Origin of the sequence: Bradyrhizobium sp. CCBAU 21365, assembly GCF_015291305.1 — a bacterium.
GTDB classification, from domain to species: Bacteria; Pseudomonadota; Alphaproteobacteria; order Rhizobiales; family Xanthobacteraceae; genus Bradyrhizobium; species Bradyrhizobium elkanii.
The window spans coordinates 3,596,399-3,620,415 of the sequence record NZ_CP030036.1; the positions used below are offsets into that span (position 1 = coordinate 3,596,399).

Sequence of the window (24,017 nt, forward strand, 5' to 3'; positions counted from 1 at the left end):
GAGGGTGGACATGAGCATGAAGACGATTGGCAAGCAGAAGCCCTCAGGAGCTGAATACGCGTCGTTGCAAACGCAGTTCTCCAGATCCGATCGCACGACGTTTTCCGGGTTTGTCTATGATCGCGCCGATCTCGGCCGACGTTACACCGTCGACCTGCTCGTCGACGGCGAGCCATACATGTCATCATTGTGTGACGAGTTCGTAACAGAGCTTGCGGAGGCCGGGATCGGCGACGCCCGATTTGGCTTTACCTTCAACGTGCAGGATCAGGTCAGCGCGAACGCCGGGATCATTGAGGCAAGGCTGGCGAATATCGGCAGTCCCGTCGGTGCTCCGATTCGCTGCGATGTCGCTGCGCCGGAAGCGCGGTGGCACCGGATCGGCGATATCGAGTGGGTCGGAGGTCTGCGCTTCGAAGGCTGGCTTGCCCAGGACATCGACGAGGACATCGAAATCCTGATCGCGCAACGCCCGGTGATGACCGTGAAGCCGACCGGGTGGACCAACGTTGCGCGGGGCGGCGAGTTCGGCGTCGGCCGCCGGATCGATTTTCATCTGCCCGAGCATTTTGCGGACGGTCGCATGCGCGGACTATCCGCGCGGACGATTTCAGGACGGAGCCTGATCTCGGAGCCGATTTCCTTTGTCGCTTTCGATCGCGGATTGGAGCAAACGCTCGCGGATCTCGGGCGCTGGGACAGCGAGCGGCTTCGTGGAGAGCTGTTCGACCGGGTGCTGCCGGCCTCGATGCCGTTTCACGCCTATCGCGGCTGGAAAGAGCGCTTCTCGCCGACGACACAATCTGAACAGTCTGATGTTGCATCCGAGGCGGCAGTCGTCCTGATCGGCGATGCCAGGGTGGACGAGAGCATCGAAAGCCTCGAAGCCCAACGGCACTCCGCCTGGTCGGCGGTGTCCCTGCCGGCGCGGGCGTTCAGTCAATTCGATCCAAAAGCAGCGCGCGAGTTTGTCGAGGGCGATGCCGCTGGCAGCGCGTTCTTTGTGTTTTGTCTGAGCGGAACGATCCTCGCGGAAGACGCCTTGCAGCGCTTCGCCGATCTATTCGCGTCCGAACCCGGCTGCGATATGGTCTATGGCGACGTCGAGGTCGCTGCGGGCGCCGGCGCTGTCTGGCCGCTGGCGTTCTCCGCATTCGATCTCGAACGCGCGCTCGAGCAGGGCTATGGGGCGTATTGTTTTGCGGTGCGTCGGGAGCCTGCCGTGGAAGCGCTGCGATCGGCGACGTCGCTCTACGACATCTTCCTTTGCTGCGCGGAGCCGGATCGAACCTATCATCTTCCGGGATCGGTTGCGGCGTTGCCGCGGATTGATGCGTCGGCTGCCACCGCCGAACTGGTCGCCGCAAGCAAGGCGTATTTTGCCAGGGCCGGCATCGAGGCCAATGTCGAGCCGCGAAAAGCGGGACTTCTTCCGGCCGTTCAGGTCAAACGCGCCGTCGATTGGAACGAGCGCACCACCATCATCATCCCGACCCGAAATCGCGCCGAGCTGCTCAAGCGATGCATCGAGACGGTCATGCCGGCGGCAAATGAGACGAACGCCCGGATCCTTGTCGTCGACAACAGCTCGACCGAGCCGGAAACGCTGGACTATCTGGATGGCCTGTCCGCGCAGGAAATCGACGTCATTTCGGTCGAGGGGCCCTTCAACTTCGCATTCATCAACAACGCCGCCGTCGCTTGCGTCGATACCGACAACATCTGCTTTCTCAACAATGACGTCGAGGCGCTCGACGACGGCTGGCTGGCGGAGATGCTGTGGCGGCTCGCCGCTCCCGATGTCGGAGCCGTCGGTGCAAAGCTGCTCTGGCCGAGCAGCGTCGTGCAGCACGGCGGAGTGGTTCTGGGGGCCAATTTCTCGGCCGCGCACGCCTTCAACGACCGGATGGATGGCGATCCCGGCTATGGCGATCTGCTCCAGGTGGCGCACGAATGTTCGGCGGTGACGGGGGCGTGCCTCCTGATGCGCAAGAGCGATTTCGTGACCGTCGGCGGCATGGACGAGATCCGCTTTCCGATCAGCTTCAACGATATCGATCTGTGCCTGAAGCTGCGCCAGCTCGGAAGGCGGATCGTGTTCACGCCGGACGCGAAACTCGTTCATTTGGAGTCGGCAAGCCGCGGCCGCGATTCCGCGCCGGATCGCAGGGCACGCTTCAGGCGCGAGCTGTCGATCCTGCGCGCGAAATGGGGCGAGGTGCTACTCGACGATCCCTATTACAGCCCGCTGCTGGGGCTGGATTCGACGCCGTTCTCCTCGCTTGCATGGCCGCCGCGATCATGGAAGCCGCGCGCCAACCTGCCGCCGGTGCCGACCGCTCCTCCGATCGGGTTGTAGCAGGACGTCCTCGACCGCCCAGTCGCTTACGGCAGCAATCGTTGCATCGGTATCAAAGCCCGCCTGCAGCTTCAGGTCCGTGCTTCGGCCACGTCCTGGAGGAGTCGGGCTCCATTCCGTCGCGGCGATCGGCAGCCCGGTTGCCAGCAACGCGTCCACCAATGGATGGCCAAACGCCGGTTCACCGATGTCGAGAACCAATTTCGTGATGCCGTGACCTTCGATGAGCGTGGCAACGTCGTCGACGGCAATATCGCCGGTGACAACGACATTCGTGCGCTGCATGAGCTTGAGATCGTCGAGGGTACTCCCCAGCACGATGATCTCGACGTCTTCGTCGGCGTCGGCCAGTTGATCGCTCAACGCTCGTATGAAGCGAAATTCCGCGGCGTTGGCGTGCAGGACCAGCAGGCCGAGACGCGCGGGGCCGCTCACGGCGGGATACAGCGTCGGCGGCGCAGACGGGTCGCTCAGCCTCACGACCTGCAGGCCGAGAACGGCTTCCGTGAATTCGGTCCCGTCGTCACCGATCGCAGTCACGCGCCGCGCCCCGGCGACCAGGCTCGTCCAATCCGGATGAACGCCTGATCCAAATGCGGTGCGCATTGCAAGCGCGGTGTCGGTGATCAGGAGGTCGTAGGCAAAGCGTCGTGTGAGCTGCGCCAGACATGCGCTGGGAATGCGGTTCGGCTCCGCAATCTCGAGCGACCGGATTCCGAGATCGGCGAGAAACCTCAGAAGAGCTTCGCGGCCCTCCGGCGTTGCAACGTCGAGTGCGATCGACTGCGGCGCTCCGCCATCCGGATCGAACATCGCAGCCAGCTGGCGTTGTCCCTCGGAGCGGATCTGCACTACCAGACCGTGCTGACCCTCTGCAGCCAGCTGCCGGCAGCGCCTGACGGCGATCGCGCGGCCGGCGGACGAGCCGCAGAGGATGACTGTGGGGCCGGCGGCGACCTGCTGGTTCGTGAGCAGCTTGAGCTCAAGCACCGCGCGGCAATCGCGGAGTGGATCGGCAAGCAGGAATGCGGCGCAGTCCGTTGCATAGCGCCGGTAACGGTGTTCGAGAACGCGAAGATTTCGCATCACGAGCGAACGCTTCTCGCCCAGAAACGAGCGCGAGCCCTCGTGTCCGACGAAAACCGAAGGAATGCACACGTTGCGGAAGCCGGCCTCCGCTGCGCGCAGGCAGAAGTCGACGTCTTCGAGATAGCCGCGATAGAAGTCGTCGGAGAGCTCGCGCACGGCGTCGAGGCATTCGCGGGTAATGTAGAGGCAGAACCCGATGCCGTTGGGGATGTCGATGGCAATCCCGAAATTTGCCCTGCCTGCAAGTTCATCCAGCAATTCGATCTCGCCGGGCGGGGGCAGGGGATTTGACCGGTTCGGGATCGGAAAGCTGGTGTATTCGCCGTTGTTCGACAGCGGGGTCGCGGTGCCGACGCGCGGCGTCGATTGCACGGCGCTGCGCAGGCGTTGCAGCGCGTATTTCGGCACGATCGTGTCCGAGTTCAGCAGCACGACGTCGCCGGCGCCGGTCTCGCCGAGCGCGCGGTTGACCGCGCCGACAAAGCCAAGATTGTGCTCGTTGGTCAGCAGCCGGATGCGGAACTCGGCGGCGAGGTCGTTGAGCAGGCGCTTGATGTCGGGCTCGGGCGAGGCATCATCCACGACGACGATGGTCGAGCCCGGCGTGCAGGCGAGCGCATTCAACGCGCTGTCGATGCAGGCTCGCGTCGCGGCCAGATCCCCGTATACCGGAATGATGATGGTGAGCGGAGGAGGTTCGCCGTTTCGAAGGCGAACCGGCCGGCGTGGTGCGGCCCGGTGATCCGGAACGCGGTTGGCCGGGAGTTGAACACTTGCGATCACGCGGTCCGCCTGCGTGATCTGCAGGCGCTGAGAGGTCGCGGACGCGGGCCGGATCAGACGGAAGCTCGCGGCATGTCGGCCGTCACGCGCGAATCTGTGGCGTAGATCGGCGGGAAGCTGGATCGTGCTGGATTGATCCGCCTGCGCCAGCGAAAGGTGCGGGTCGTCCGGCCCGCGCCACGTCACCCATCCCTTTACTTCTTCATCGAGAAAGTCGATGCGGGCGCAGCTGTCCTGGCCGCTCTGTTCGAGCAGCAGCAGGGCGCCCCTGACCGAATCCGGATCGTCATCACGCCGCGTGACGCTTCGCGCCGCCTCGATCTGCTGAAGGTCGTCGCCCCACGCCATCATTCGCCGGGCGGCGACCAGATCGTCAGGCTCGAGCTCGAGCGCCCTCGCGACGCCAGCGATCGCCGCATCCCTGAGATCGAGATGAAACAACGCTTCCGCGCGCAGCAGATGAGCGCGGGCGCCCGGATGCGGCAGGATCCGGCAGCGGCGGTCGGCGAGCGCGAACGCCAAGCGGAAATCACGCGCCTCGAGCGCCCCGACAGCGGCCCGCTCGAGATCGACGTGGTGGAGCGTTTTGGACGTAAAGGCGATCCTGCGCGCGTCGGCGGTCAAATGGCGCCCTTATCTGCCCGCATGGTCAGCCTGCCGTCTTGACGGCGCCCTGCCGGCTCCGGAACACGCGCACCCGTCCCTCGAGGCGCGGTCCGTCCTGGTGCGGCATCGGAGTCGGAGTGGCGGGCTCGACGCGCCGCGGCTGCTGGGGCGCGAGGGGCGCCGCCTGGACCCGGCGCTCCTCGAGATTGAGCTTGAGGCCCACCAGCGGTTCCCGTCCTGAAGGACCCGACACCACAATCCGGTTCCCGGTGACCCGCAGGGCTGGAGCCCCGAGGAAAATGGTTTCAGCCGCGATGGCGTAGCGATCCGCGCCGGGACCCGTGGCCTCCAGCGAGAACCCCGTGATGGCCAACGCGCGTCCCCGGGTTCCGGCAAAAGTTCCGAGAGGAACGAACTGGTTGTCGCCCCGCTGCGGCCGGGCGAACTTGACGGCATATTGCAGGTGGAGATCGCGCGGCTTGTTGGGCCATTCGAGGGAAATTCCCTCGATCCGGGCCGGCGCGGACGGTCCGGCAATCCAGACATTCGAGCCGACCGTCACGTCGCCCAGGCCCGCGACATGTGCGAGCAGCTTGAGGTCGCTCAACTCGCCGGGCCCAGCCTCCGGCTCGAACATGTCGAATGGCTGGCTGGCCGGCTGCTCAGCCGGTTGTCCCTGGGTCAGCGGCTCGATCTTGATATTGGCGGCGGTCGACCCGCCGACGCGCCCTGCGGTGACCTCGACGATCAGGCGGCTCGGCCGGGCGACCGACACGACCAGCGCGGTCTCGGGCGCGAACAGGGTTCCATTGACCACGTCCGGTCCGGTAATGATATTACAATTGTTAAGACTGGCGCGATCCGCGTATACGCGCACCACCGGAGGTGACACCTTATCATCTGCGCCATTGTATCGAACCAGGAAGAGACCCCGTGCCAGATCAATGGTTTTCTGCTGAATCTGTTCGTTCATTGTCGCCTGCGAGCCTAACGGAATGGATTGATAAGTCCCCTGCAGTGTGCCCCAAAAATCTGTGTGATAGAAGGGGTCTTAATGTTAATCCGGTAAGATAGTTTCGCCCGCCAATCGATGACACACCGCCGGTGATGATGCAGACCCTGACCCCAATTGAAGACCGCGCGGCCGGAGGGCGCGCTCGCCCGCCAATGAACGTCCTGTTCGTCCACAATAACTTTCCAGCCCAGTACCGCCACATTGCGCGCGCGCTCGCGGAGCAGCCCGGCAACAGGGTCGTTGCGGTCGGTTCATCGACCGCGAGCACGACGCCGGATATCCGGCTGCTCAAATATTCGACGACCAAGACGGATTCCGCGGTCGTCCATCCGTTTGCCCGGCGCTTCGATGTCGAATCGCGGCGTGCGGAAGAGGTTCTGTACGCGCTGTCGTCGCTGTCGGGGCAGGGCTTCGTGCCCGACCTGATCTTCGCGCATCCCGGTTGGGGCGAGACGCTGCCGCTGCGCACGATGTTTCCGCGCGCGCGGATCATCCTCTATTGCGAATTCTACTACGGTGCCGAGGGCAGGGACGTCGGCTTCGATCCCGAGTTTCCCATGACGGGCCTTGATGGCAATGTCGCACTCCATCTGAAGAATGCGACCACGCTGCTGGCGCTCACGGAATGCGATACGGGCGTCTCGCCGACGCCATGGCAGAGGTCGACCTTTCCCGCCGAGTTTCAGAGCAAGATCGAGGTGATCCACGAGGGCGTCGACACCGACGAGGTGAAGCCCAATCCGGTCGCGCGGTTTCAGCTTCCGAACGGTGCGACGCTGTCGGCGGACGACGAGGTGATCACCTACGTCTCGCGCAACCTCGAGCCGGTGCGCGGATTCCATGTCTTCATGCGGTCCCTGCCGAGGATCCTCGCCGCGCGGCCGAATGCGCAGGTCGTGATCGTCGGCGGCAGCGGGACATCCTACGGCGCGAATCCGCCCAAGGGCTCGAGCTGGAAGTCGATGTTCCTGGACGAGATCAAGTCGGACATCGACCTGCGCCGGGTGCATTTCCTCGGCCGGATTCCTCGGGAACCGTATCTCGAGCTGCTGCAGATATCCTCGGTGCACGTCTATCTGACCTATCCCTTCGTGCTGTCCTGGTCGCTGCTGGAGGCGATGAGCGCGGGATGTGCGGTGGTGGCGTCCGACACCGCCCCGCTTCGCGATATCATCTCGGACGGCAACGGCCTGCTGGTGCCGTTTTTTGATATTGATGCGCTGTCGGATCAGGTAGTCTCGGTGCTGTCACGGCCCAAGGCCTTCAAGAAGATGCGGATGAAGGCGCGCAGCTTCGTGCGGGACAATTACGACGCAAAGCGGGTCTGTCTGCCGCGGATGCTGACGCTCGTTGATGAAGGTGTCCTCCCGCGCACGCACGGGGGATAACGCCAGGAGTTTGCGATGCCGCTTGTCATCTCGGTTGCCCAGCGCAAGGGCGGGGTCGGAAAGACGACCCTCGCGGTCTTGCTGGCCGCAGAACTGGATCGGCGCACGGGCGTCGTGGGACTGGTCGACGCCGACTCGCAGGCGTCCGCGTGTCACTGGGCCGAGCCCGGCAATCTGTCGTTCCCCGTCTACCAGCTTGACCCGGAAACCCGGCCGGTCGCCGAATGGGCCAGGCTGATGCGCCAGATTCCGCATCAGATCATCGTGGTGGACTCCGCGCCGAACGATCGGGTGCTGGGCGCCGTGCTCGCGGTCGCCAATATCGTGCTGATGCCATGCACGCCGTCCGGCCTTGATATCGAGGCCACCGCGCGGACGCTCGACATCGTGCGGGAGGTGCGTGCCACGCGGCGAACGGCGCTCCGTGCCATGATCGTGCCGAACCGCGTCGACCAGCGCACCCTCGAAGGCCAGCAGCTGATCGAGGAGCTCGATACGCTCGACGAGGAGATCGGGCCGATGATCGGCAGTCGCTCGGCCTATGTTCGCGCCGTCGCCTTGGGGCAATCGGTCGCCGATTTTGCCGGCGGGACGCCCGCGGATCTCGAGATCAAGATGCTCGCCGATCTCGTGATGAGCTGGTGCGGGATCGCACCCAGGCAGCGGGTGGCGATTTAACAGAGCGCGCCGGCGGCTTCACGGCAGGCCAACCATGCCGGCATGGGAACGAAAGATTTCGGGCCGCAATCGGCGCTTGACCTGACGGCGGCGCCCCGCAGGCTTGGTTAACGGACTGCTCGCGCGCACCCTCGCATTTGAAACAAATGCCGCCGCGCGCTTGAGCCCAAGCTCAAGACATTTCCCGTACATGCTTCCCGTCACTGTGGGGAGTGAAGAATGTACAACGTCAAGAGAGTGATGGCCCTGGTTCTGGCCGTCCTTGCGCTCGGGACAAGCGCACGGAACACCCAGGCTGGAATGGTCGGCTTCCCGCTGCCGCTGCGCGGCGTGATCGAGAAGATCCGCTTCAGCGAACCGACGCTGGCGCCGATGGCCTACACCATGTTCTGCATGCGCTATGCCGACGAGTGCAAGCCGAAAGCCCGCGCCCGGATGGTGTTCCGCGGCGGCGCCACGCGCCTGACCAGGCAGCGCATCGCCGACCTGATCGAGGTCAACGCTTCGGTCAATCGCAGCATCGCGCCCCAGCGCAACGAACGCGGACTTGCCGGCGAGGAATGGCTGATCAATCCGGCGCGCGGCGATTGCAACGATTACGCGGTCAGCAAGCGCCACGAGCTGCTGGCGCGCGGCTGGCCGATGCGCGACCTTCTGCTGAGCGAGGTTGTGACCTCCTCCGGCGAACATCATCTCGTGCTGGTGGTCCGCGCCAGGGGTGGAGACATCGTGCTCGACAATCTGAATGCGCAGATCCGCAGCTGGTCGCAGGCGCGTTATCGTTGGGTCAGGATGCAGACCCCGGCGAACCCCGATCACTGGGCCGCCGTCGCGCAGGCCGGCGCCTGAAGTTCTGAACGAGCTCCATCGATCGAAAATGGCGCGGCGAGACATTTCGCCACGCCATTTTTCGCATCAAGGACGATCGCCAGCCCGCTGCGGCGACATTGCCGGAACGATTGGAGGCATCGATGGTTGACCCGGTCCAACCCATCGAGGCATCGACATGAAGCTGGCCGGCCTTGTCACAACAGCGGCGCTGGTCGTCGCCACCGTCCCCGCCCTTGCACAGGGCACCGGACAGACCGCGCAGGGCGCAACGCGCTATTCGATCGATGGGCCGGGCGGCGGCGTTCCGACGTCGCGGCCGCAGGCGACCCAGCCGGTCCCGCCGGCAACACCGGCTTACCCCTATGGCAGACCGTCGCGGCACGCGCCGCCGGTCGGTCAACGGACCAACGTGCCGCTGGGGTCGCGCTAGCCGTTGCTTCGGCTGCAAATCCGTTCGGTCTTAACGCTATTCCCATCGTCATTTTGCCGCCTCGGACGGAATGTCGTACCGATGCGATCACTGCGCCTGTTGAGGCGCAGAATTGGTTCGCGCGCAGGGCAATAAGTTCAAATGGCGAGCAGGGGTTCGATCCTGATCACGGGCGGCGCGGGATACATCGGGTCCCATTGCGCCAAGGCGGTTGCCGAGGCCGGGTTTCTGCCGGTCGTCTACGACAATTTGTCCACCGGTCACCGTGATTTCGTGCGCTGGGGACCGCTCGTGATCGGCGACGTCGCCGACCACGACAGGATCGCCGCCACCATCCGCGAGCACGATGCGCTCGCCGTGATGCATTTCGCGGCGTTCAGTGCGGTCGGCGAGTCCGTGGCGGATCCGCAGAAATACTTCACCAACAACGTTGCCGGCACGCTCGGACTGCTGCGCGGCATGCGGGAGGCGGGCTGCGGCCGCCTGGTGTTTTCCTCGACCGGCGCGGTCTACGGCAACGCCGGACGCGATCCAATTCCCGAGAGTGCTGCAGGTCCGACCGTCAATCCCTACGGCCGCTCCAAGTTGATGATCGAGCAGATCCTGGCCGACTACCGCGCGGCCTATCGGTTCAACTCGGTCTGCCTGCGCTATTTCAATGCCTGCGGCGCCGACGCCTCCGTCACCATCGGCGAACTTCGCGATCCCGAGACGCATTTGATTCCGCGCGCGCTGATGGCGCTGCTCGGGCACGTGCCGGACTTTGCGATCTTCGGCGAAGACTATGACACGCCTGACGGCACCGCGGTGCGCGACTACATCCATGTCGATGACCTCGCCAGCGCCCATATCGCGGCGCTCGAACTGCTGCTGAAGGGCGACGCCGGCGGCGTGTTCAACCTCGGCACCGGCACCGGCTATTCGGTGCGCCAGGTGCTCGACGCGATCCGCGCCGAGACCGGTGAAGCGGTGCCGAGCGTGGTGCGCGAGCGCCGGGCCGGCGATCCGCCGATCCTGGTGGCCGATCCCTCCAGGTCGGAGCGCGGCCTCGGCTTCAAGGCCAGCCGGTCCGATCTTGGCTACATCATCCGCTCGGCCTGGGCGTGGCACCGGAAGGCCCATCCGCGCCGGCGATAACCGCCTGCGTCCACAGCACCTCAGTTCAAGGTGATGTAGTGCTGCTCCGCCAATCGGGCGAGGAACGGCATGTCGACAAAGCTTGCCACCAGGAAGACGGCGACCAGTGCCAGCACGAGCAGCATCAGGCCGCGCTCGCCATAGAGCTTCTCGGGTTTCTGCGCCGACGACCCCGGCGACGTCGACATCGAGAAGTAGGTGGTGAACAGCATCACCACCAGCGGCATCGCAAGGACGTACTCGATGCGGTACTTCACCAGGAACACCGAGAGGAAGAACACCGAGAACAGCGAATAGCTGAGGCACGAGGCCGTCAGCGACACCTCGGTATAGTGCGCGAAGCTCGCGCGGTAGCGCGCCAGCAGCTCCCTGCTGTGGGACGCGGCGATCTCGCGATATTCGGACAGCCGCTTGGCCGCCATCAGGAACGCGCCGCCAAACCAGTAGCACAGGATCACCGAGCCCGGCGGCAGCGAGGTCGGGTCGATCATCGCCCAGCCGATCAACAGCCGCAGCGGATTGTTGACGGATTCCGAGATGACGTCGAAATAGGCCTTGTCCTTGCTGCGGAGCGGCGGGACATTGTAGACGATGCCCTGCAGGGCGAAGATGCCGGTTGCGAACAGCATCAGGCGGCTGCTCGCAGATGCGCAGACGAGACCGAGCGCGACCAGCAGCAGCCACTCGATTCCGATGATCCTGCCGTCCATCGCGCTCTGGACCGCGGAGCGCTGCGATTTGGTCGGGTGATGCCGGTCGAAGTCGCGGTCGAACCATTCATTGATCACATAATTGGCCGACGCGATGCAGATCGCGGCCACAAGGCCGAGGACGATCGCGCTTGCGACATGCTCGCCTCTCGGGCCGCGCAACAGCCAGGCGAGGACAATCCCGGGAACGATGAAGACGTGCTTGGTGCTGTGATCGAGCCGCAGGATGGCGAGATACTGCCGGATGCTTGCGGCCGGCGGCTTGCCGGCTTCGACCTTACTGTCCATCAGCGCCATCGCGCGGTCCTTTTCTGTCGTCGTCGATCGATCGCCTAGTTGAGGAGGTAGACGTCGAAACTCTCGTCGGTTTTGGCGGGGCCGAAGCGGCGGAGCATCGTGGTCGCTTCGCGGAAATCGCGGATCTGCGCCGCTGAGGCACGGAACGTCCGCCAGTCCTTGCCTTCGTCGTAGATCCGGTCGGGCGTGATCTCGTTGAGCCGGTAGGCCAGCAGGATGATGACGGGCGCGCGGCTCGTGTCGCGAAGCTCGCGGGCGAGGCGCAGGGTCTCGCCGAGATCGCCGTCCATCTTGCCCTTGCGCGAGAAGATCACGACGCTGCCGAATTTGTGGTCGCGCGCGAGATAGAGGGGGTTCTTGACGTAGTAGGGCAGCGCCTCGACCAGCCATTCCGGCTCGCTGAGGATCACCGCGTTGGCCAGATCGGCGCGCGAGGCGATCAGGCGGCCGAGATCGGCGCTGCGGCTCGCGACCACGCCGGTCACTGCATTGCGCAGATCGTTGATGCCGGCGGCGGTCTGGATCGCGAGCACCAGCAGGAGCGACACGCGTCCGATCGCCGGCAAGCGCCGGTCGAGCCATGCGCGGGAGACCGATGGCGCGGTGACTTTGCTCCAGCCGATCCAGTAAAGCGCGATCAGGAAGCTCAGCCAGACCGCGGCGTGGCGGTAGGCGCCGTTGGCGGCGACGGCGAAGAACAGCGACGTCAGCAGCAGGGCGGCGATGGCGGCGAGAAAGGCCGGTCGCCGCGGCAGCAGCCCGAGCGTCGCGCCGAACAGCAGCGCCGATCCCGCGACCCCCGGCAGCAGATTGGCAAACAGCGCGCCCAGCGACGTTGCGCCGGGGTTCACCAGCGCAAGAATTGCCGCCGCCAGCGGTGACTCGTGCGACCAGTCCCGGGCCGCGGCGTCATTGTAGGTCGGCAGCATCGTCACGGCGCAGATGACGACGCCAATCGTCGCGATCGTTGCATTGATCGCGAAATTGGCGAGTTGCGGCGACCAGCGCCAGCCATCGGTGTCAAGCAGGTCGAGCAGCCAGAACAGCAGGAATGCGCCGGCCATGATCGCGCCGACGACGTTGGTGTTGGCGAGCAGGAACAGCAGCGCGCCGAGCAGCAAACCACGGTCGCGGTGAGCCCGATAGCAGGCCGCGATCGCGAACAGCAACAGGGCCGAGATGCCGTAATTCCTGGCCATCACGACGTATTCAAACAACAGCGCATGGCCGGTGATCAACAGCAGGATCAGCGGCCGCGGAAATGGCGAGCGGAAGATCAGCAGTGCGACCGTGAGGAGCCCGACCACGAAGGCGACGGCGGGCAGCACCTCGACCCGATCGAATACGGCATGTGCGCCGCGCAGCAGAAGGTACCAAAGGGCAGGGTGGCCCTCGCCATGCAACCCTCGCAGCATGGCGACCGGATCGTCGCCGTTCAGGGCAATGGTGAGCGCGCGGACCTCGTCGCGCCACATCACATGACGGCCGATCTGGAATCCGACCAGCGCGACCCATCCTGCGAGAAGCAGGAGGTCCGGCCAGGATCGGCGGTCCCGCTTGGGCGCGAACCACCACTGGTCCAGGATGTGCAGAGAACGGGTCAATGAATCCTGCTGCTGCTGCTCGGATCGGGACGGTCAAACCGCGGTGTCATCCGCCGGCCGGGTGGTTTGTGTTAACAGTAAAATCCACATAGAATGTTGTAACATTATGGGCAAACCAGACTAACATTTATGACGCCGACGCCGCCCAGAGAACGGTCAGGGACACCGGTCCTGCGCACCCCGAGGTGGAGTTCGCGCTGGTGCTGGCGCGAACCATCGATTCCGTGAGCGCCGACCCGCAGCAGCTGCGCAGCGCGGTCTACGAGCTCGCGCGGCAGAAACTGCAGCAGCTCGCGCACGAGGATCCGGCGGAGAAGCAGCGTTTGATGCAGGCGCTGGAAGTGGCGATCGAAGGCGTCGAGGCGCACACCAAGAGCAACGTGATCGAGAAATTCGAGGTCCCGCCGGCGCGGGCGCTGCCCGCATTCCTGGAAGCGGCGGGCGCCGCGCGGCGGATCGAGGCGCCGCCCCCGATCGATGCCGAGGCGGCCTTTGTCACGACCCTCGATCGCGTCGAGCCCGCCGCGGCGTCGCGCCGTCCGCGATGGTCGTCGTCGGCGCCGCTGCGTTACATTGTCATGCTGGCGTTCTTCGGGCTGATCGCGGCCGTTGTCCTGCTGCAGCAACGCGGCGTGTCGTTGGCCGCGGCCCGCGCGATGATCGCCGGCACGCTGGCATCGGCGCCGCCTGAAACCCAAAGGCCGGCGGTGGTCGCGGCCGTGCCGGCGCCGGCGGTTGCGGCCGAGCCACCGGCGCCGAGACGGCCATTGCCGACCGCCTACGGCGTTTATGCCGAGAGCGCCGGCAAGCTTTACGAGCTGCAACTGATCCAGGGGCGCGCGCCAGATCCGCGGGTGGCGATCTCGGCGGCGATCACGCGGCCGAGCGAGACCACGCTGCCGGACGGACATCTCCGCTTCATCGTGTTCCGGCGCGAGGGTGCCGGCAGCGCCTCCGATCCGATCGATGTGCGCCTGATCGCGCATGTGAGCCAGCAGACCACGTTCGACGCGGCCGGCAAGCCGGTGGTCTCGCCGGGTGACGACAGCTGGGTGATCCGCAACATCTCGATCCCGTTCCGCGCGGCGCCGCTCAAGGACGATCCGCAGATGTTCGAGGTCCTGCCGCGCGACGACGCGCCGCTGCCGCCGGGACGCTACGCGCTGATCCTGAAGGCCCAGGCCTACGATTTCACCGTCGAGGGCGCGGTCACCGACAAGCGGCACTGCCTGCAGCGGCTGGCGGCCGCCAATGGCGTGTTCTACTCGGAATGCGAGAAACCGTGAGCGGGGTGTCCGTGCGGTTCAGCGCCGTGCTGGCGCTCCTGCTGGCGTCGAGTGCCGCCGTCGCCGCACCCGCCGCCGAGACCGCAAAGCGCTGCCTGCGCGCGGCCTACATGGTCTACCCCTACAAGCGACCGGGGGCCGTGCCGATGAATGGCGACCGGCTGCACTTCTTTCAGCAATGCATGGCGCAGGACGACATGAAGTCGGCGGAAGCGCCGAAGCGCGATTGAGCGCAAAGCGCCGGCCGCTCAGCTTGCGGACTGCTCCACGCCCGGCCTCAGCCGGCCGAACTGGTTGCGCAGCACGAGCAGCATGAAGCGACCGACGCCGACGCCGGCGAGACCTCCCGCCACCTTGACGATCGCGTCGATCAGGCGGCCGTGACGGTCCGGTGTCAGGAATTGCATTGCTTCGAGCGTGAACGCGCTGAAGACGACAAGGAGCACGATCAGCGCGGTGCGCCGCGGGTAGCCCAGCACGAAGGCCAGCGCCATCACGGCGAACGCCGCGAAATGCTCGATCTGCGGATGGAATAGCGAGGGACGGTCCTGGATCGGGGACAGTGTCACGAAGGCGATGAAGGCAAGCGCAAGCCAGCCTGCAATCACGCCGAACCTTCGTATTTTTGAAACAAGCAACGCGTTCTTCCCGGTCCATGTGCGCTCGGCGCGCCGCCGTTGAATTAGCGCATCGCTCGTGTCAGCGACATGAAAATGGTCGTCGAAGGTTAACTTGCCGGTCGACTGCAAATGACCCGACATGTTCTCGGTGCCCTGGTCCGCCGGAAGGTTGCCAGCAACAATTGTCTTCAAGTTTAAGGTATCACGATACTCTGAGCTGAAACCCGATTTCGTTTCGCGCGCATCTCATGGAGGGAACCAGGGGGTGCTTGCGCGGGTTCCCGGGATGGTGCACCTGACGAAAAAATAAGCGGCGCCTTGCGGGTCCATTCATAAGCCGTTCACGGCCGGAAGCCTCATTTGGTGCCGGAATGTCGTAATGCTCACTCTCGGAGGCCAAAGTGCGTCTGCTCGTCGTTGAGGATGACCCGGATCTGAACCGCCAGCTCACCACCGCGCTGACGGACGCCGGCTATGTGGTCGATCGCGCGTTCGACGGCGAGGAGGGGCATTTCCTTGGCGACAGCGAGCCCTATGACGCGGTCGTGCTGGATATCGGTCTGCCGAAGATGGACGGTATTTCGGTGCTCGAGGCCTGGCGGCGGAACAAGCGGGTGATGCCGGTGCTGATCCTCACCGCACGCGATCGCTGGAGCGACAAGGTTCAGGGCTTCGACGCCGGCGCCGACGACTATGTCGCCAAGCCCTTCCACCTTGAGGAGGTGCTGGCGCGGATCCGCGCGCTGCTGCGCCGCGCGACGGGGCATGCCCAGGTCGAACTGAACTGCGGGCCGGTGGCGCTGAATACCCGCACCAAGCGTGTCACCGTCAACGGCAATCCGATCAAGCTGACCTCGCACGAATACAATCTGCTCGACTATCTGATGCACCACACCGGGCGGGTGGTCTCGCGCACCGAACTGGTGGAGCATCTCTACGACCAGGACTTCGACCGCGACTCGAACACGATCGAGGTATTCGTCGGGCGCATTCGCAAGAAGCTGGAAGTCGATATCATCCAGACCGTTCGCGGCCTCGGCTACATGCTGTCGCCGCCGACCTAGGGCATGATCCGGAAAAGTGCGAAGCGGTCTTCCGAAAAGATCATGCTCTTGAAGCATTTTCGAGCGAAATGGATGCCGGTTCGTTCGCGCGAAGAAAGCACGACCAAACAATAGGATAAGGGCATATCCTATTCAATCGGATCATGCTCTTAAGGCGCTTGATCGACGTGCGGGCTACGGCATGATCCGCGCCAGGAGGACGGGATTCGCCATGTCTGTTGCCGCTGACACGATGTTCTGATGGGCGGCAGCTCGCTCGCGACACGCCTGTTCGTCTCGGCGACCGCCTGGGTGGTGGTGATCCTGGCGATCACGGGCGTCATCCTGTCGTCGGTCTATCGCGACGCCACCGAGCGCGCCTTCGACCGGCGGCTCAATCTCTATCTGCGCACCCTGATCGCCGAAGTGGCGACGCCGGACGAGCCGGCGGACCGCCAGTTCCAGTCGCTCGGCGAGCCGCTGTTCGACCTGCCATTGTCAGGCTGGTACTGGCAGATCACCCGGACCGATACCGAAAAGGGCGAGACCCGCGCCTCGCGCTCGCTGTGGGACAAGAAGCTGCCCAAGCTCGAGGAGCACGGCGCCGAGTTGACCGCTGCCGGCGTCCGCCTCGGCTATGTCGACGGGCCCGAGGGCCAGAGCCTGCGCGTGGTGGAGCGGCCGGTCGATCTCGGCGCCGACGGCAAGTTCCTGGTCAGCGTCGCTGGCGATGCCACCGAGATCTTCGATGAGACGCGCAGCTTCGACTACTATCTCGGCGGCACCTTCGCCGCGCTCGGCATCGTGCTGCTGCTGACCACGATCTTCCAGGTGCGCTACGGCCTCGCGCCGCTCAAGCGGATTTCGGATGCGATCGCCGATATCCGCTCCGGCCGCGCCGAGCGGCTGGAAGGCCGGTTTCCGGTCGAGATCGCGCCGCTGGCACGCGAGACCAATGCGCTGATCGATGCCAACCGGGAGATCGTCGAGCGCTCGCGCACCCATGTCGGCAATCTCGCCCATGCGATCAAGACGCCGTTGTCGGTGATCGTGAACGAGGCGGGCGCGCATGCCGGCGATCCGTTCGCCAGCAAGGTGCTGGAGCAGGCCGATCTGATGCGGGACCAGGTCGCGCACCATCTCGAGCGCGCGCGGATCGCCGCCCGTGCCACTATCGTCAGCACCATCACCGATGTCGCACCTGTGATCGAGGCGCTGCGCCGGACCATGGAGAAGATCCATCGCGATCGCGACCTTTCGATCGAGGCGAAGGCCGATCCGGCGGCACGGTTTCGCGGCGAGCGGCAGGACCTGGAGGAGATGGTCGGCAATCTCGTCGACAACGCCTGCAAATGGGCGGCTTCGCAGGTGTTCGTCGAGGTGACCGTGGTCCCGCCCGAGGCCTCGGGCGCCGGGCCGAGACTGCGCATTGTGGTCGACGACGACGGGCGCGGCCTGTCGGAAGCCGAGCGGGCCCAGGTGTCGCGGCGCGGCCAGCGGCTCGACGAGTCGAAACCCGGCTCGGGGCTCGGCCTGTCGATCGTGACCGATCTCGCCGGCCTCTATGGCGGCAATCTCACCCTGAACAACGCGCCGATCGGCGGCCTGCGGGCGGAGATCATGTTGCCGGCGGTGTAGACCGGGATGAGTTTTGGTTGAATTGGCTCGCCAAGGTTTCGGATCACCTCTCCCCGCCGGGGAGAGGTCGGATTGCGCCTGGCGATGCGAAGCATCGTCCAGTGCAATCCGGGTGAGGGCTCTTGCTCTCCCGATAGACCGTAGCCCCTCACCCGATTTGCTGCGCAAATCGACCTCTCCCAAGGGAGAGGTGATCCTTCGGCGCCGTTCCAGCTCAACCTTATCTCATCCCGCTTAGTCTGCCTTTGGCAGACTCGACGCCGCTATTCTTCCTAAACGGCTTCTTAACGCGCCGACCGCTATCATTGCGGGCGGACGGGCTGCGGCGCTTGCCGGGCACCAAGCTTTCACGACCGGGCATGAGCCAGAAATCGACCGAGCGGCTGAGGGATTATCTCGCGCAGCTTCCGCCGCAATCGCAGGCGCTGCTGATGCGGGAGCTGGAGCGCGCCGTCGAACGTGGCGAGGACATCACCGTCGCCAATCTGGTGCTGGAGCAGTTGCGCAAGATCGCGCGTGGCGCCGAGGAGGACGAGCAGATCCAGCCGCGCAGCGACGACCCGGCGCGGCTGCTGTTCCGGCCGCTCGAGCCGTTCCTCGCCGAGACCAATTTCCCGACGCGGCCGGGCCAGCTCCGGCGCGCCTCGCTGCTGCCGATCTGGCAGTGGCTGGCCCGCGAGGGGACGCCGGAGGCGGCCCGCGAATTCGAGGCAGCGCTGGCTGCAGCTACCGAAAGCGGTCCGATGGAGGTCGCCGCACGCAAGTTCCAGCTTGCGGCTGCGGACGCCATCCTCAAGATCGCGGCGCCGAGTCAGGACGACCGCCAGCGCGCGCTGTCGCGCGTCGGCCCGCCGAGCGTTGTCGAGGACCTGCTGCCGATCGGCCTCGTTCTGCAGGCCCGCGAAGCGCTGGAAACCCTGGGAAGCCGGCTGCCGAGCCAGATCCGGGTATTTGCCGATTCCCAGATCGCTTCAGCGACCGAAGCGCTCAAGCTGCCGTCGTTGCAGACGCCGCAGCTATTGCCGTTCGCGCTGTCACTGATTGCGCAGCGGCTCGCCGCGCCATGGCAGATCGTCCGCCTTGCCATCAAGATGGCGGCTTCCGACGACGAGCTCCGCGTCGCGGCAATGCCGTATGGCGTCGCGGTCACCATCGCGCTGCATGATCTGTCGTTCGTCGCGGCCTGCCTGCGGACCGACATCAGGCGCGGGCATTTCGATTATGTCGGCGAGCAGCTCAAGACCCTGCATGACGGCGTCCGCGGCCTGCGCACCGAGCTCGATCTGCGCAACGATTCCACCTGGGGCCGCCAGCTCACCTCGGTTCGCGCCGATACCTCCAACGCGCTGCAATCGGAGATCGACAGCGTGCCGGGCCGGGTCCGCCGCATCCTGCGCCAGCGCGCCGACAAGGACATTACGGCCGGCGCCAAGATCGATGCGACCGAGGTCGAGGACGCCGCCGCCCTGATCGATTTCGTCGCGGTGTGCCGCACCTATGCCAGCGAGCTCGCCATCAACGAGGTGACGCTGCGGACCTTCTCGGACCTGCAACATTATGTCGAGCAGTCGACCGAAGGGCTGGTGCAGTCGCTGCGCGGCGGCGACGCCCGGGTCCGGGCCTTCCGCCAGCAGCAGGTCAAGGCCGCGATCCGGTTCTGCGAGGTGCTGTTCGGCCACGACTACGCCTCCCTGATGAACAGGGCGGCGGAAAACGCCGTGACCGGCGAGCGCAAATCCTCGCGCGCGGGGTAGCGAGAGCGCGGATAGCAACGGGCGAAAAGAATTCGCGAGCATTTTCGGCGCTACGCGCGAAGGCGTAGGATAAGCATATGGCTCTAGCACTGGTGTTTCCGCGCCGTCATGGCCGGGCTTGTCCCGGCCATCCACGTCTTTCTGTTGCGGAGACCAAGACGTGGATGCCCGGCACAAGGCCGGGCATGACGAGTTTGTGGAGCTACCGAGCCCATATGCGATTGCCCTGCGCCACGGCAAGCATTTGCGAAATTTCGGAATAACGGAAGTGTGGGGCTGATTTGCCCGACGTGTCAACGGTCAATCGAGCGCCGGCGGCCGCCGGCTCCTTTGCATGGGGTTGTTTTCGATATTTTGGTCGGGCGCGCCTTGGCCAGGTAACGCTGTTGCGATACCGCCGGAACGGCACCGGAAACCGGCTGATTTCGACCTTCGGTCGATCCAGCAATTGTCAATTGCCGGGCTCGCCGCCGGTAGTGTAAAGCGATTCTAAGGCGGCTTGCCGGAAGCCGCCGTTCCATCCGGGAACCGCTTGATGACGCTGTGGTTTGTGTTCGCGCTGATGACGGTCGCGGCGATCTTTGCCGTGCTGTGGCCGCTCAGCCGCCGCGGGCGCGCGGATACCGGCGGCAGCGAGGTCGTGGTCTATCGCGACCAGCTCGCCGAAATCGACCGCGACATGGCGGCCGGGATCATCGGCGCCGCCGAGGCCGATGCCGCGCGGGTCGAGATCAGCCGCCGGCTGTTGGCCGCCGCCGATCAGAGCGGACGTGAGACCCCGATGCAAGGCAGCCTCAATCTGCGGCGCACTGCCGCGATCGTCGGCCTGGTCGGATTGCCGGTGATTGCCTCGGGCTTCTATCTCGCGCTCGGCTCGCCGCGCCTCGGTGACTTTCCGCTCGCCGAGCGCGGCCGGGTGGCCGACGCCAACCAGCCGCTCGCCAATCTGGTCGCGCAGGTCGAGGCGCATCTCGAAAAGAACCCGACCGACGGCCGCGGCTGGACGGTGCTGGCCCCGGTGCTGTCGCGCCTCGGCCGCTACGATGACGCCGTCCGCGCCTATCGCAACGCCATCACCTATGCCGGCGACAGCGCCGATCGCCGCGCCGATCTCGGCGAGGCGCTGATGGGGACTGCTGGCGGCGTCGTCACCGCGGACGCCAAGGCGGAATTCGAGCGCGCGGTCGCGCTGAATGGCGACGATGCCAAGGCGAACTATTTCCTCGGCCTTGCCGCCGAGCAGGACGGCCGCAAGGCCGACGCCGCGGCGCTCTGGCAGAAGATGCTGGCGAAGGCGCCGGCGGACGCGCCGTGGCGGCCGCTGGTGCAGGCCGCGCTGGTACGCGTCGGCGGCAGCGCGCCCGGCGGCGGCAGCGTGACCGGCGGCGTCAGCTCGCCCGGTGGCGTCAGCGCACCGGCGCTGCCGGACAGCGCGGTGGCCGCGGCCCGGGACATGAGCGCGGCCGATCGCGGCACCATGATCAAAGGCATGGTCGATCGGCTGGCGACGCGGCTGAAGACCAATGGCGACGACGTCGAGGGCTGGCTGCGGCTGGTCCGCGCCTATCTCGTGATGGGCGAGCGCGACAAGGCAATGAGCGCGCTCGCGGATGCCCGTCAGGCGGTCGCCAACGATGCGGACCGGTTGCGTCAGCTCAATGAGGGGCTGAAGAATCTCGGGCTGGATGGATAAGCGCATGACGCCGAAAAGTGCGCAGCGGTTTTCGGAGGATGTCATGCGCAAGGATGGACCATGACCAGGAAACAACGGCGTTTGACACTGATCGGCTGCGCGCTCGTCGTGCTGGCGATCGCCGCGGGCCTGGTGCTGAACGCGCTGCGCGATTCCATCGTATTCTTCTCGACGCCGTCGATGGTCGCCGAAAAGCATCTCGGTCCGGGCAAGCGCTTCCGGCTCGGCGGTCTGGTGCAGCCGGGGTCGCTGAATCGCGGCGACAATCTCGCCGTGACCTTCACCGTCGCCGACGGCGGCGCGACGCTGCCGGTCGCCTACAAGGGCATCCTGCCGGATCTGTTCCGCGAGGGGCAGGGCGTCGTCGCCGAAGGCGTGCTCGACGCGAACGGCGTGTTCCGCGCCGACACCGTGCTCGCCAAGCATGACGAGACCTATATGCCGAAGGACGTCGCCGACGCCCTGAAGAAGCAGGGCCACTGGAAGGACGACTACGGTGCCAAATCAGGCAATACGCCGAGCGCCTCCGCGGCGCCGACCCAGGGAGCCGTGCGGTGATTGCCGAAAGTGGACATTACGCCCTGGTGCTCGCGCTTGGGCTCGCGTTGATCCAGTCCATCGTCCCGATCGTCGGCGCGCGCTGGCGCGATGCGGCGCTGATGAACGTCGCGCGTTCGACCGCGCTCGCCCAGTTGCTGTTCGTCGCGGCGTCGTTCGCGGCGCTGGTGACGCTGCACGTCACCTCGGATTTCTCGGTCGCCAATGTCTACGAGAATTCGCATTCGCTGAAGCCGCTGCTCTACAAGATCACCGGCGTCTGGGGAAACCATGAAGGCTCGATGCTGCTGTGGGTGTCGATCCTGGCGCTGTTCGGCGGCCTCGTCGCGGCGTTCGGCAACAATCTGCCGCTGTCGCTGCGCGCGCATGTGCTGGCGGTGCAGGCCTGGGTCGCCAGCGCCTTCTATCTGTTCATCCTGATCACCTCGAACCCGTTCCTGCGCATCGCCAATCCGCCGCTGGAAGGACGCGACCTCAATCCGGTGCTGCAGGATATCGGCCTCGCGGTGCATCCGCCGATGCTCTATCTCGGCTATGTCGGCTTCTCGATCTCGTTCTCGTTCGCGGTGGCGGCGCTGCTCGAGGGACGGATCGACGCCGCCTGGGCGCGCTGGGTGCGGCCGTGGACGCTGATGGCGTGGATCTTCCTGACGCTCGGCATCGCGATGGGCTCCTACTGGGCCTATTACGAGCTCGGCTGGGGCGGCTGGTGGTTCTGGGATCCGGTCGAGAACGCCTCGCTGATGCCGTGGCTTGCCGGCACCGCGCTGTTGCATTCGGCGCTGGTGATGGAAAAGCGCAACGCGCTGAAGGTCTGGACCGTCCTGTTGTCGATCCTGACCTTCTCGCTGTCGCTGCTCGGCACCTTCCTGGTGCGCTCCGGCGTGCTGACGTCGGTTCACGCCTTCGCGACCGATCCGACGCGCGGCGTGTTCATCCTGCTGATCCTGTTCGTCTTCATCGGCGGCAGCCTGTCGCTGTATGCCTGGCGCGCGCCGGCGCTGAAGCAGGGCGGACTGTTCGCGCCGATCTCGCGCGAGGGCGCGCTGGTGCTCAACAACCTGCTGCTCACCACCGCCTGCGCGACCGTGTTCATCGGCACGCTGTATCCGCTGGCGCTCGAGGTTCTGACCGGCGAAAAGATTTCGGTCGGCGCGCCGTTCTTCAATTTCACCTTCGCGCCGCTGTTCGTGCCGCTGCTGCTCGCGGTGCCGTTCGGGCCGCTGCTGGCCTGGAAGCGCGGCGATCTGCTCGGCGCGGCGCAGCGGCTGATGCTGGCCGGCATCGTCGCGCTGGTTGCGATGGCGCTGGTGTTGGCATGGACCTATGGCGGCGCGACGTTGGCGCCGCTCGCGATCGGGCTTGCGGTGTTCGTGATCATGGGCGCGCTATGCGATCTCGCCGAGCGCATCGCGCTGTTCCGGATTCCGCTGTCGCTCTCGCTGCGCCGCGCGCGCGGGTTGCCGCGCGCGACCTGGGGGACGGCGTTTGCGCATGCCGGTCTCGGCGTCGCGCTGATCGGGATCGTCTGCGAGACCACCTGGAATAGCGAATATATCGGCGCGATGAAGCCGGACGACGTCGCCCGCGTCGCCGGCTACCAGTTGCGGCTCGACGGCCTGAATCCGCGGCAGGGTCCGAACTTCCGCGAGATGGTCGCGCAATTCACCGTGACGCGTGACGGCGAGAAGGTCAGCGTGATGACGCCCTCGAAGCGCAACTTCACGACCCGCGGCGCCTCGACGACCGAGGCCGCGCTGATGACGCGGGGAGCAAGCCAGCTCTATATCTCGCTCGGCGATACCTCGGCCGACGGCGCGATCGCGGTGCGCATCTATCACAAGCCGCTGGTACTGATGATCTGGTGGGGACCGGTGCTGATGGCGTTCGGCGGCATGCTGTCGCTGTCCGACCGCCGCTTGCGGGTCGGCGCGCCGAAGCCGGCGAAAGCGGCGCGCGCATTGCAGGCGGCCGAGTGATGCGGTGGCGCGCGCTTGCAGCCGCCATGCTTGCGGCGATCCTGATGCTCGGCGCGATGCCCGCCCGGGCGGTGCTGCCCGACGAGGTCATGGCGGATCCGGCCAAGGAGGCGAGGGCGCGCGAGCTCTCCAAAGAGCTGCGCTGCATGGTCTGCCAGAACCAGTCGATCGACGATTCGGAGGCGCCGCTGGCGCGCGACCTCCGTCTTTTGGTGCGTGAACGCATCTCGGCCGGCGACAGCGACCGCCAGGTGATCGATTTCCTGGTGGCCCGCTACGGCGAATTCGTGCTGCTGAAGCCGCGCCTCAACGAGCACACGCTGCTGCTGTGGCTGACCCCGCCGCTGGCGCTGCTGCTGGGCGGTTTTGCGCTCTGGCGGCTCGGCCGGCGCAAGGCAAATCCGGCCGCCGGCGGGGGCGATTCCGCCGCCGGACTGACGTCCGACGAGCAGGCGCGCCTGAAACGGCTGCTGGCGGCGGAATCCGCGCCGGACAAGCCGCTTTAGTTCCCTTTTAAGT

Annotated in this window: 21 protein-coding genes; 16 read left to right on the top strand and 5 right to left on the bottom strand. The window is 65.7% G+C overall.

What is annotated here, in order from left to right; genetic code table 11:
• The first annotated feature begins 16 nt into the window (after positions 1–16).
• Positions 17–2,359 (top strand): glycosyltransferase family 2 protein, encoded by a 2,343-nt coding sequence (locus XI02_RS16375; protein WP_240537072.1) that lies wholly within the window; start codon positions 17–19, stop codon positions 2,357–2,359.
• On the opposite strand, the gene XI02_RS16380 is transcribed toward XI02_RS16375, so the two are convergent.
• Positions 2,300–4,417 (bottom strand): glycosyltransferase family 2 protein, encoded by a 2,118-nt coding sequence (locus XI02_RS16380; protein ID WP_246783628.1) that lies wholly within the window; start codon positions 4,415–4,417, stop codon positions 2,300–2,302. The genes XI02_RS16375 and XI02_RS16380 overlap by 60 nt on opposite strands.
• Here XI02_RS16380 and XI02_RS16385 point away from each other — a divergent pair.
• Entirely contained in the window at positions 4,364–4,897 is a 534-nt protein-coding gene (locus XI02_RS16385) for a hypothetical protein (protein ID WP_157183443.1), read from the top strand. The two genes, XI02_RS16380 and XI02_RS16385, sit on opposite strands and share 54 nt — an antisense overlap.
• Here the strand turns inward: XI02_RS16385 and XI02_RS16390 are convergent.
• A complete protein-coding gene (locus XI02_RS16390) occupies positions 4,881–5,810 on the bottom strand; it encodes a hypothetical protein (protein WP_041482631.1) in 930 nt (309 codons plus the stop codon). The genes XI02_RS16385 and XI02_RS16390 overlap by 17 nt on opposite strands.
• 194 nt (positions 5,811–6,004) lie before the next feature.
• On the opposite strand from XI02_RS16390, the gene XI02_RS16395 reads away from it, so the two are divergent.
• From XI02_RS16395 to galE, 5 genes are all read left to right on the top strand, one after another.
• Complete coding sequence (locus XI02_RS16395) at positions 6,005–7,240, top strand: glycosyltransferase family 4 protein (protein ID WP_018270717.1); 1,236 nt, start codon at positions 6,005–6,007, stop codon at positions 7,238–7,240.
• A 15-nt stretch (positions 7,241–7,255) separates the two neighbouring features.
• On the top strand, positions 7,256–7,918 hold the full coding sequence (locus XI02_RS16400; protein WP_016841664.1) for a ParA family protein: 663 nt from the start codon (positions 7,256–7,258) through the stop codon (positions 7,916–7,918).
• A 219-nt stretch (positions 7,919–8,137) separates the two neighbouring features.
• Positions 8,138–8,767: a transglutaminase-like cysteine peptidase gene (locus XI02_RS16405; protein ID WP_026192534.1), complete on the top strand. Its 630-nt coding sequence runs from the start codon at positions 8,138–8,140 to the stop codon at positions 8,765–8,767.
• Between the two features lie 157 nt (positions 8,768–8,924).
• A complete protein-coding gene (locus XI02_RS16410; RefSeq protein WP_018270719.1) occupies positions 8,925–9,179 on the top strand; it encodes a hypothetical protein in 255 nt (84 codons plus the stop codon).
• Between the two features lie 141 nt (positions 9,180–9,320).
• Positions 9,321–10,316 carry a UDP-glucose 4-epimerase GalE gene (galE, locus tag XI02_RS16415; protein ID WP_018270720.1) on the top strand — a complete coding sequence of 332 codons (996 nt, stop codon included), beginning with the start codon at positions 9,321–9,323 and terminating at the stop codon, positions 10,314–10,316.
• Positions 10,317–10,336: 20 nt separating this feature from the next.
• On the opposite strand, the gene XI02_RS16420 is transcribed toward galE, so the two are convergent.
• Both XI02_RS16420 and XI02_RS16425 read right to left on the bottom strand, forming a co-directional pair.
• On the bottom strand, positions 10,337–11,323 hold the full coding sequence (locus XI02_RS16420) for a UbiA family prenyltransferase (RefSeq protein WP_018270721.1): 987 nt from the start codon (positions 11,321–11,323) through the stop codon (positions 10,337–10,339).
• A gap of 35 nt (positions 11,324–11,358) precedes the next feature.
• Positions 11,359–12,927 carry a hypothetical protein gene (locus XI02_RS16425; protein ID WP_018270722.1) on the bottom strand — a complete coding sequence of 523 codons (1,569 nt, stop codon included), beginning with the start codon at positions 12,925–12,927 and terminating at the stop codon, positions 11,359–11,361.
• Between the two features lie 200 nt (positions 12,928–13,127).
• Between XI02_RS16425 and XI02_RS16430 the strand changes: the two genes are divergently transcribed.
• A complete protein-coding gene (locus tag XI02_RS16430) occupies positions 13,128–14,213 on the top strand; it encodes a hypothetical protein (protein ID WP_246783623.1) in 1,086 nt (361 codons plus the stop codon).
• Positions 14,210–14,443 (top strand): hypothetical protein, encoded by a 234-nt coding sequence (locus tag XI02_RS16435; protein WP_244620843.1) that lies wholly within the window; start codon positions 14,210–14,212, stop codon positions 14,441–14,443. The genes XI02_RS16430 and XI02_RS16435 overlap by 4 nt, the downstream gene beginning before the upstream one ends.
• 18 nt (positions 14,444–14,461) lie before the next feature.
• On the opposite strand, the gene XI02_RS16440 is transcribed toward XI02_RS16435, so the two are convergent.
• Entirely contained in the window at positions 14,462–15,025 is a 564-nt protein-coding gene (locus XI02_RS16440; RefSeq protein WP_018270725.1) for a VanZ family protein, read from the bottom strand.
• A gap of 209 nt (positions 15,026–15,234) precedes the next feature.
• Between XI02_RS16440 and XI02_RS16445 the strand changes: the two genes are divergently transcribed.
• The 7 genes from XI02_RS16445 (at position 15,235) to XI02_RS16475 (ending at position 24,004) form a co-directional block, all read left to right on the top strand.
• Positions 15,235–15,897: a response regulator transcription factor gene (locus XI02_RS16445; protein WP_016841655.1), complete on the top strand. Its 663-nt coding sequence runs from the start codon at positions 15,235–15,237 to the stop codon at positions 15,895–15,897.
• 240 nt (positions 15,898–16,137) lie between these two features.
• A complete protein-coding gene (locus XI02_RS16450; RefSeq protein WP_018270727.1) occupies positions 16,138–17,514 on the top strand; it encodes a sensor histidine kinase in 1,377 nt (458 codons plus the stop codon).
• Between the two features lie 359 nt (positions 17,515–17,873).
• Positions 17,874–19,268 (top strand): hypothetical protein, encoded by a 1,395-nt coding sequence (locus XI02_RS16455; protein WP_018270728.1) that lies wholly within the window; start codon positions 17,874–17,876, stop codon positions 19,266–19,268.
• Between the two features lie 535 nt (positions 19,269–19,803).
• On the top strand, positions 19,804–20,961 hold the full coding sequence (ccmI, locus tag XI02_RS16460; protein ID WP_018270729.1) for a c-type cytochrome biogenesis protein CcmI: 1,158 nt from the start codon (positions 19,804–19,806) through the stop codon (positions 20,959–20,961).
• A 60-nt stretch (positions 20,962–21,021) separates the two neighbouring features.
• Complete coding sequence (ccmE, locus tag XI02_RS16465) at positions 21,022–21,519, top strand: cytochrome c maturation protein CcmE (protein ID WP_026192536.1); 498 nt, start codon at positions 21,022–21,024, stop codon at positions 21,517–21,519.
• Positions 21,516–23,498, top strand: a complete 1,983-nt coding sequence (locus tag XI02_RS16470; RefSeq protein ID WP_026192537.1) for a heme lyase CcmF/NrfE family subunit — start codon at positions 21,516–21,518, stop codon at positions 23,496–23,498. Before ccmE ends, XI02_RS16470 begins: the two co-directional genes overlap by 4 nt.
• Positions 23,498–24,004 (top strand): cytochrome c-type biogenesis protein, encoded by a 507-nt coding sequence (locus tag XI02_RS16475; RefSeq protein WP_018270732.1) that lies wholly within the window; start codon positions 23,498–23,500, stop codon positions 24,002–24,004. Before XI02_RS16470 ends, XI02_RS16475 begins: the two co-directional genes overlap by 1 nt.
• Positions 24,005–24,017: the final 13 nt, after the last annotated feature.

What these genes read in the sequence shown, in the direction of transcription:
- XI02_RS16375 (WP_240537072.1), top strand. Translation starts at nt 17, where the DNA reads ATGAAGACGATTGGCAAGCAGAAGCCCTCAGGAGCTGAATACGCGTCG.
- XI02_RS16390 (WP_041482631.1), bottom strand. Translation starts at nt 5,810, where the DNA reads ATGAACGAACAGATTCAGCAGAAAACCATTGATCTGGCACGGGGTCTC.
- XI02_RS16395 (WP_018270717.1), top strand. Translation starts at nt 6,005, where the DNA reads ATGAACGTCCTGTTCGTCCACAATAACTTTCCAGCCCAGTACCGCCAC.
- XI02_RS16400 (WP_016841664.1), top strand. Translation starts at nt 7,256, where the DNA reads ATGCCGCTTGTCATCTCGGTTGCCCAGCGCAAGGGCGGGGTCGGAAAG.
- XI02_RS16405 (WP_026192534.1), top strand. Translation starts at nt 8,138, where the DNA reads ATGTACAACGTCAAGAGAGTGATGGCCCTGGTTCTGGCCGTCCTTGCG.
- XI02_RS16410 (WP_018270719.1), top strand. Translation starts at nt 8,925, where the DNA reads ATGAAGCTGGCCGGCCTTGTCACAACAGCGGCGCTGGTCGTCGCCACC.
- galE (WP_018270720.1), top strand. Translation starts at nt 9,321, where the DNA reads ATGGCGAGCAGGGGTTCGATCCTGATCACGGGCGGCGCGGGATACATC.
- XI02_RS16420 (WP_018270721.1), bottom strand. Translation starts at nt 11,323, where the DNA reads ATGGCGCTGATGGACAGTAAGGTCGAAGCCGGCAAGCCGCCGGCCGCA.
- XI02_RS16450 (WP_018270727.1), top strand. Translation starts at nt 16,138, where the DNA reads ATGGGCGGCAGCTCGCTCGCGACACGCCTGTTCGTCTCGGCGACCGCC.
- XI02_RS16455 (WP_018270728.1), top strand. Translation starts at nt 17,874, where the DNA reads ATGAGCCAGAAATCGACCGAGCGGCTGAGGGATTATCTCGCGCAGCTT.
- ccmI (WP_018270729.1), top strand. Translation starts at nt 19,804, where the DNA reads ATGACGCTGTGGTTTGTGTTCGCGCTGATGACGGTCGCGGCGATCTTT.
- ccmE (WP_026192536.1), top strand. Translation starts at nt 21,022, where the DNA reads ATGACCAGGAAACAACGGCGTTTGACACTGATCGGCTGCGCGCTCGTC.
- XI02_RS16475 (WP_018270732.1), top strand. Translation starts at nt 23,498, where the DNA reads ATGCGGTGGCGCGCGCTTGCAGCCGCCATGCTTGCGGCGATCCTGATG.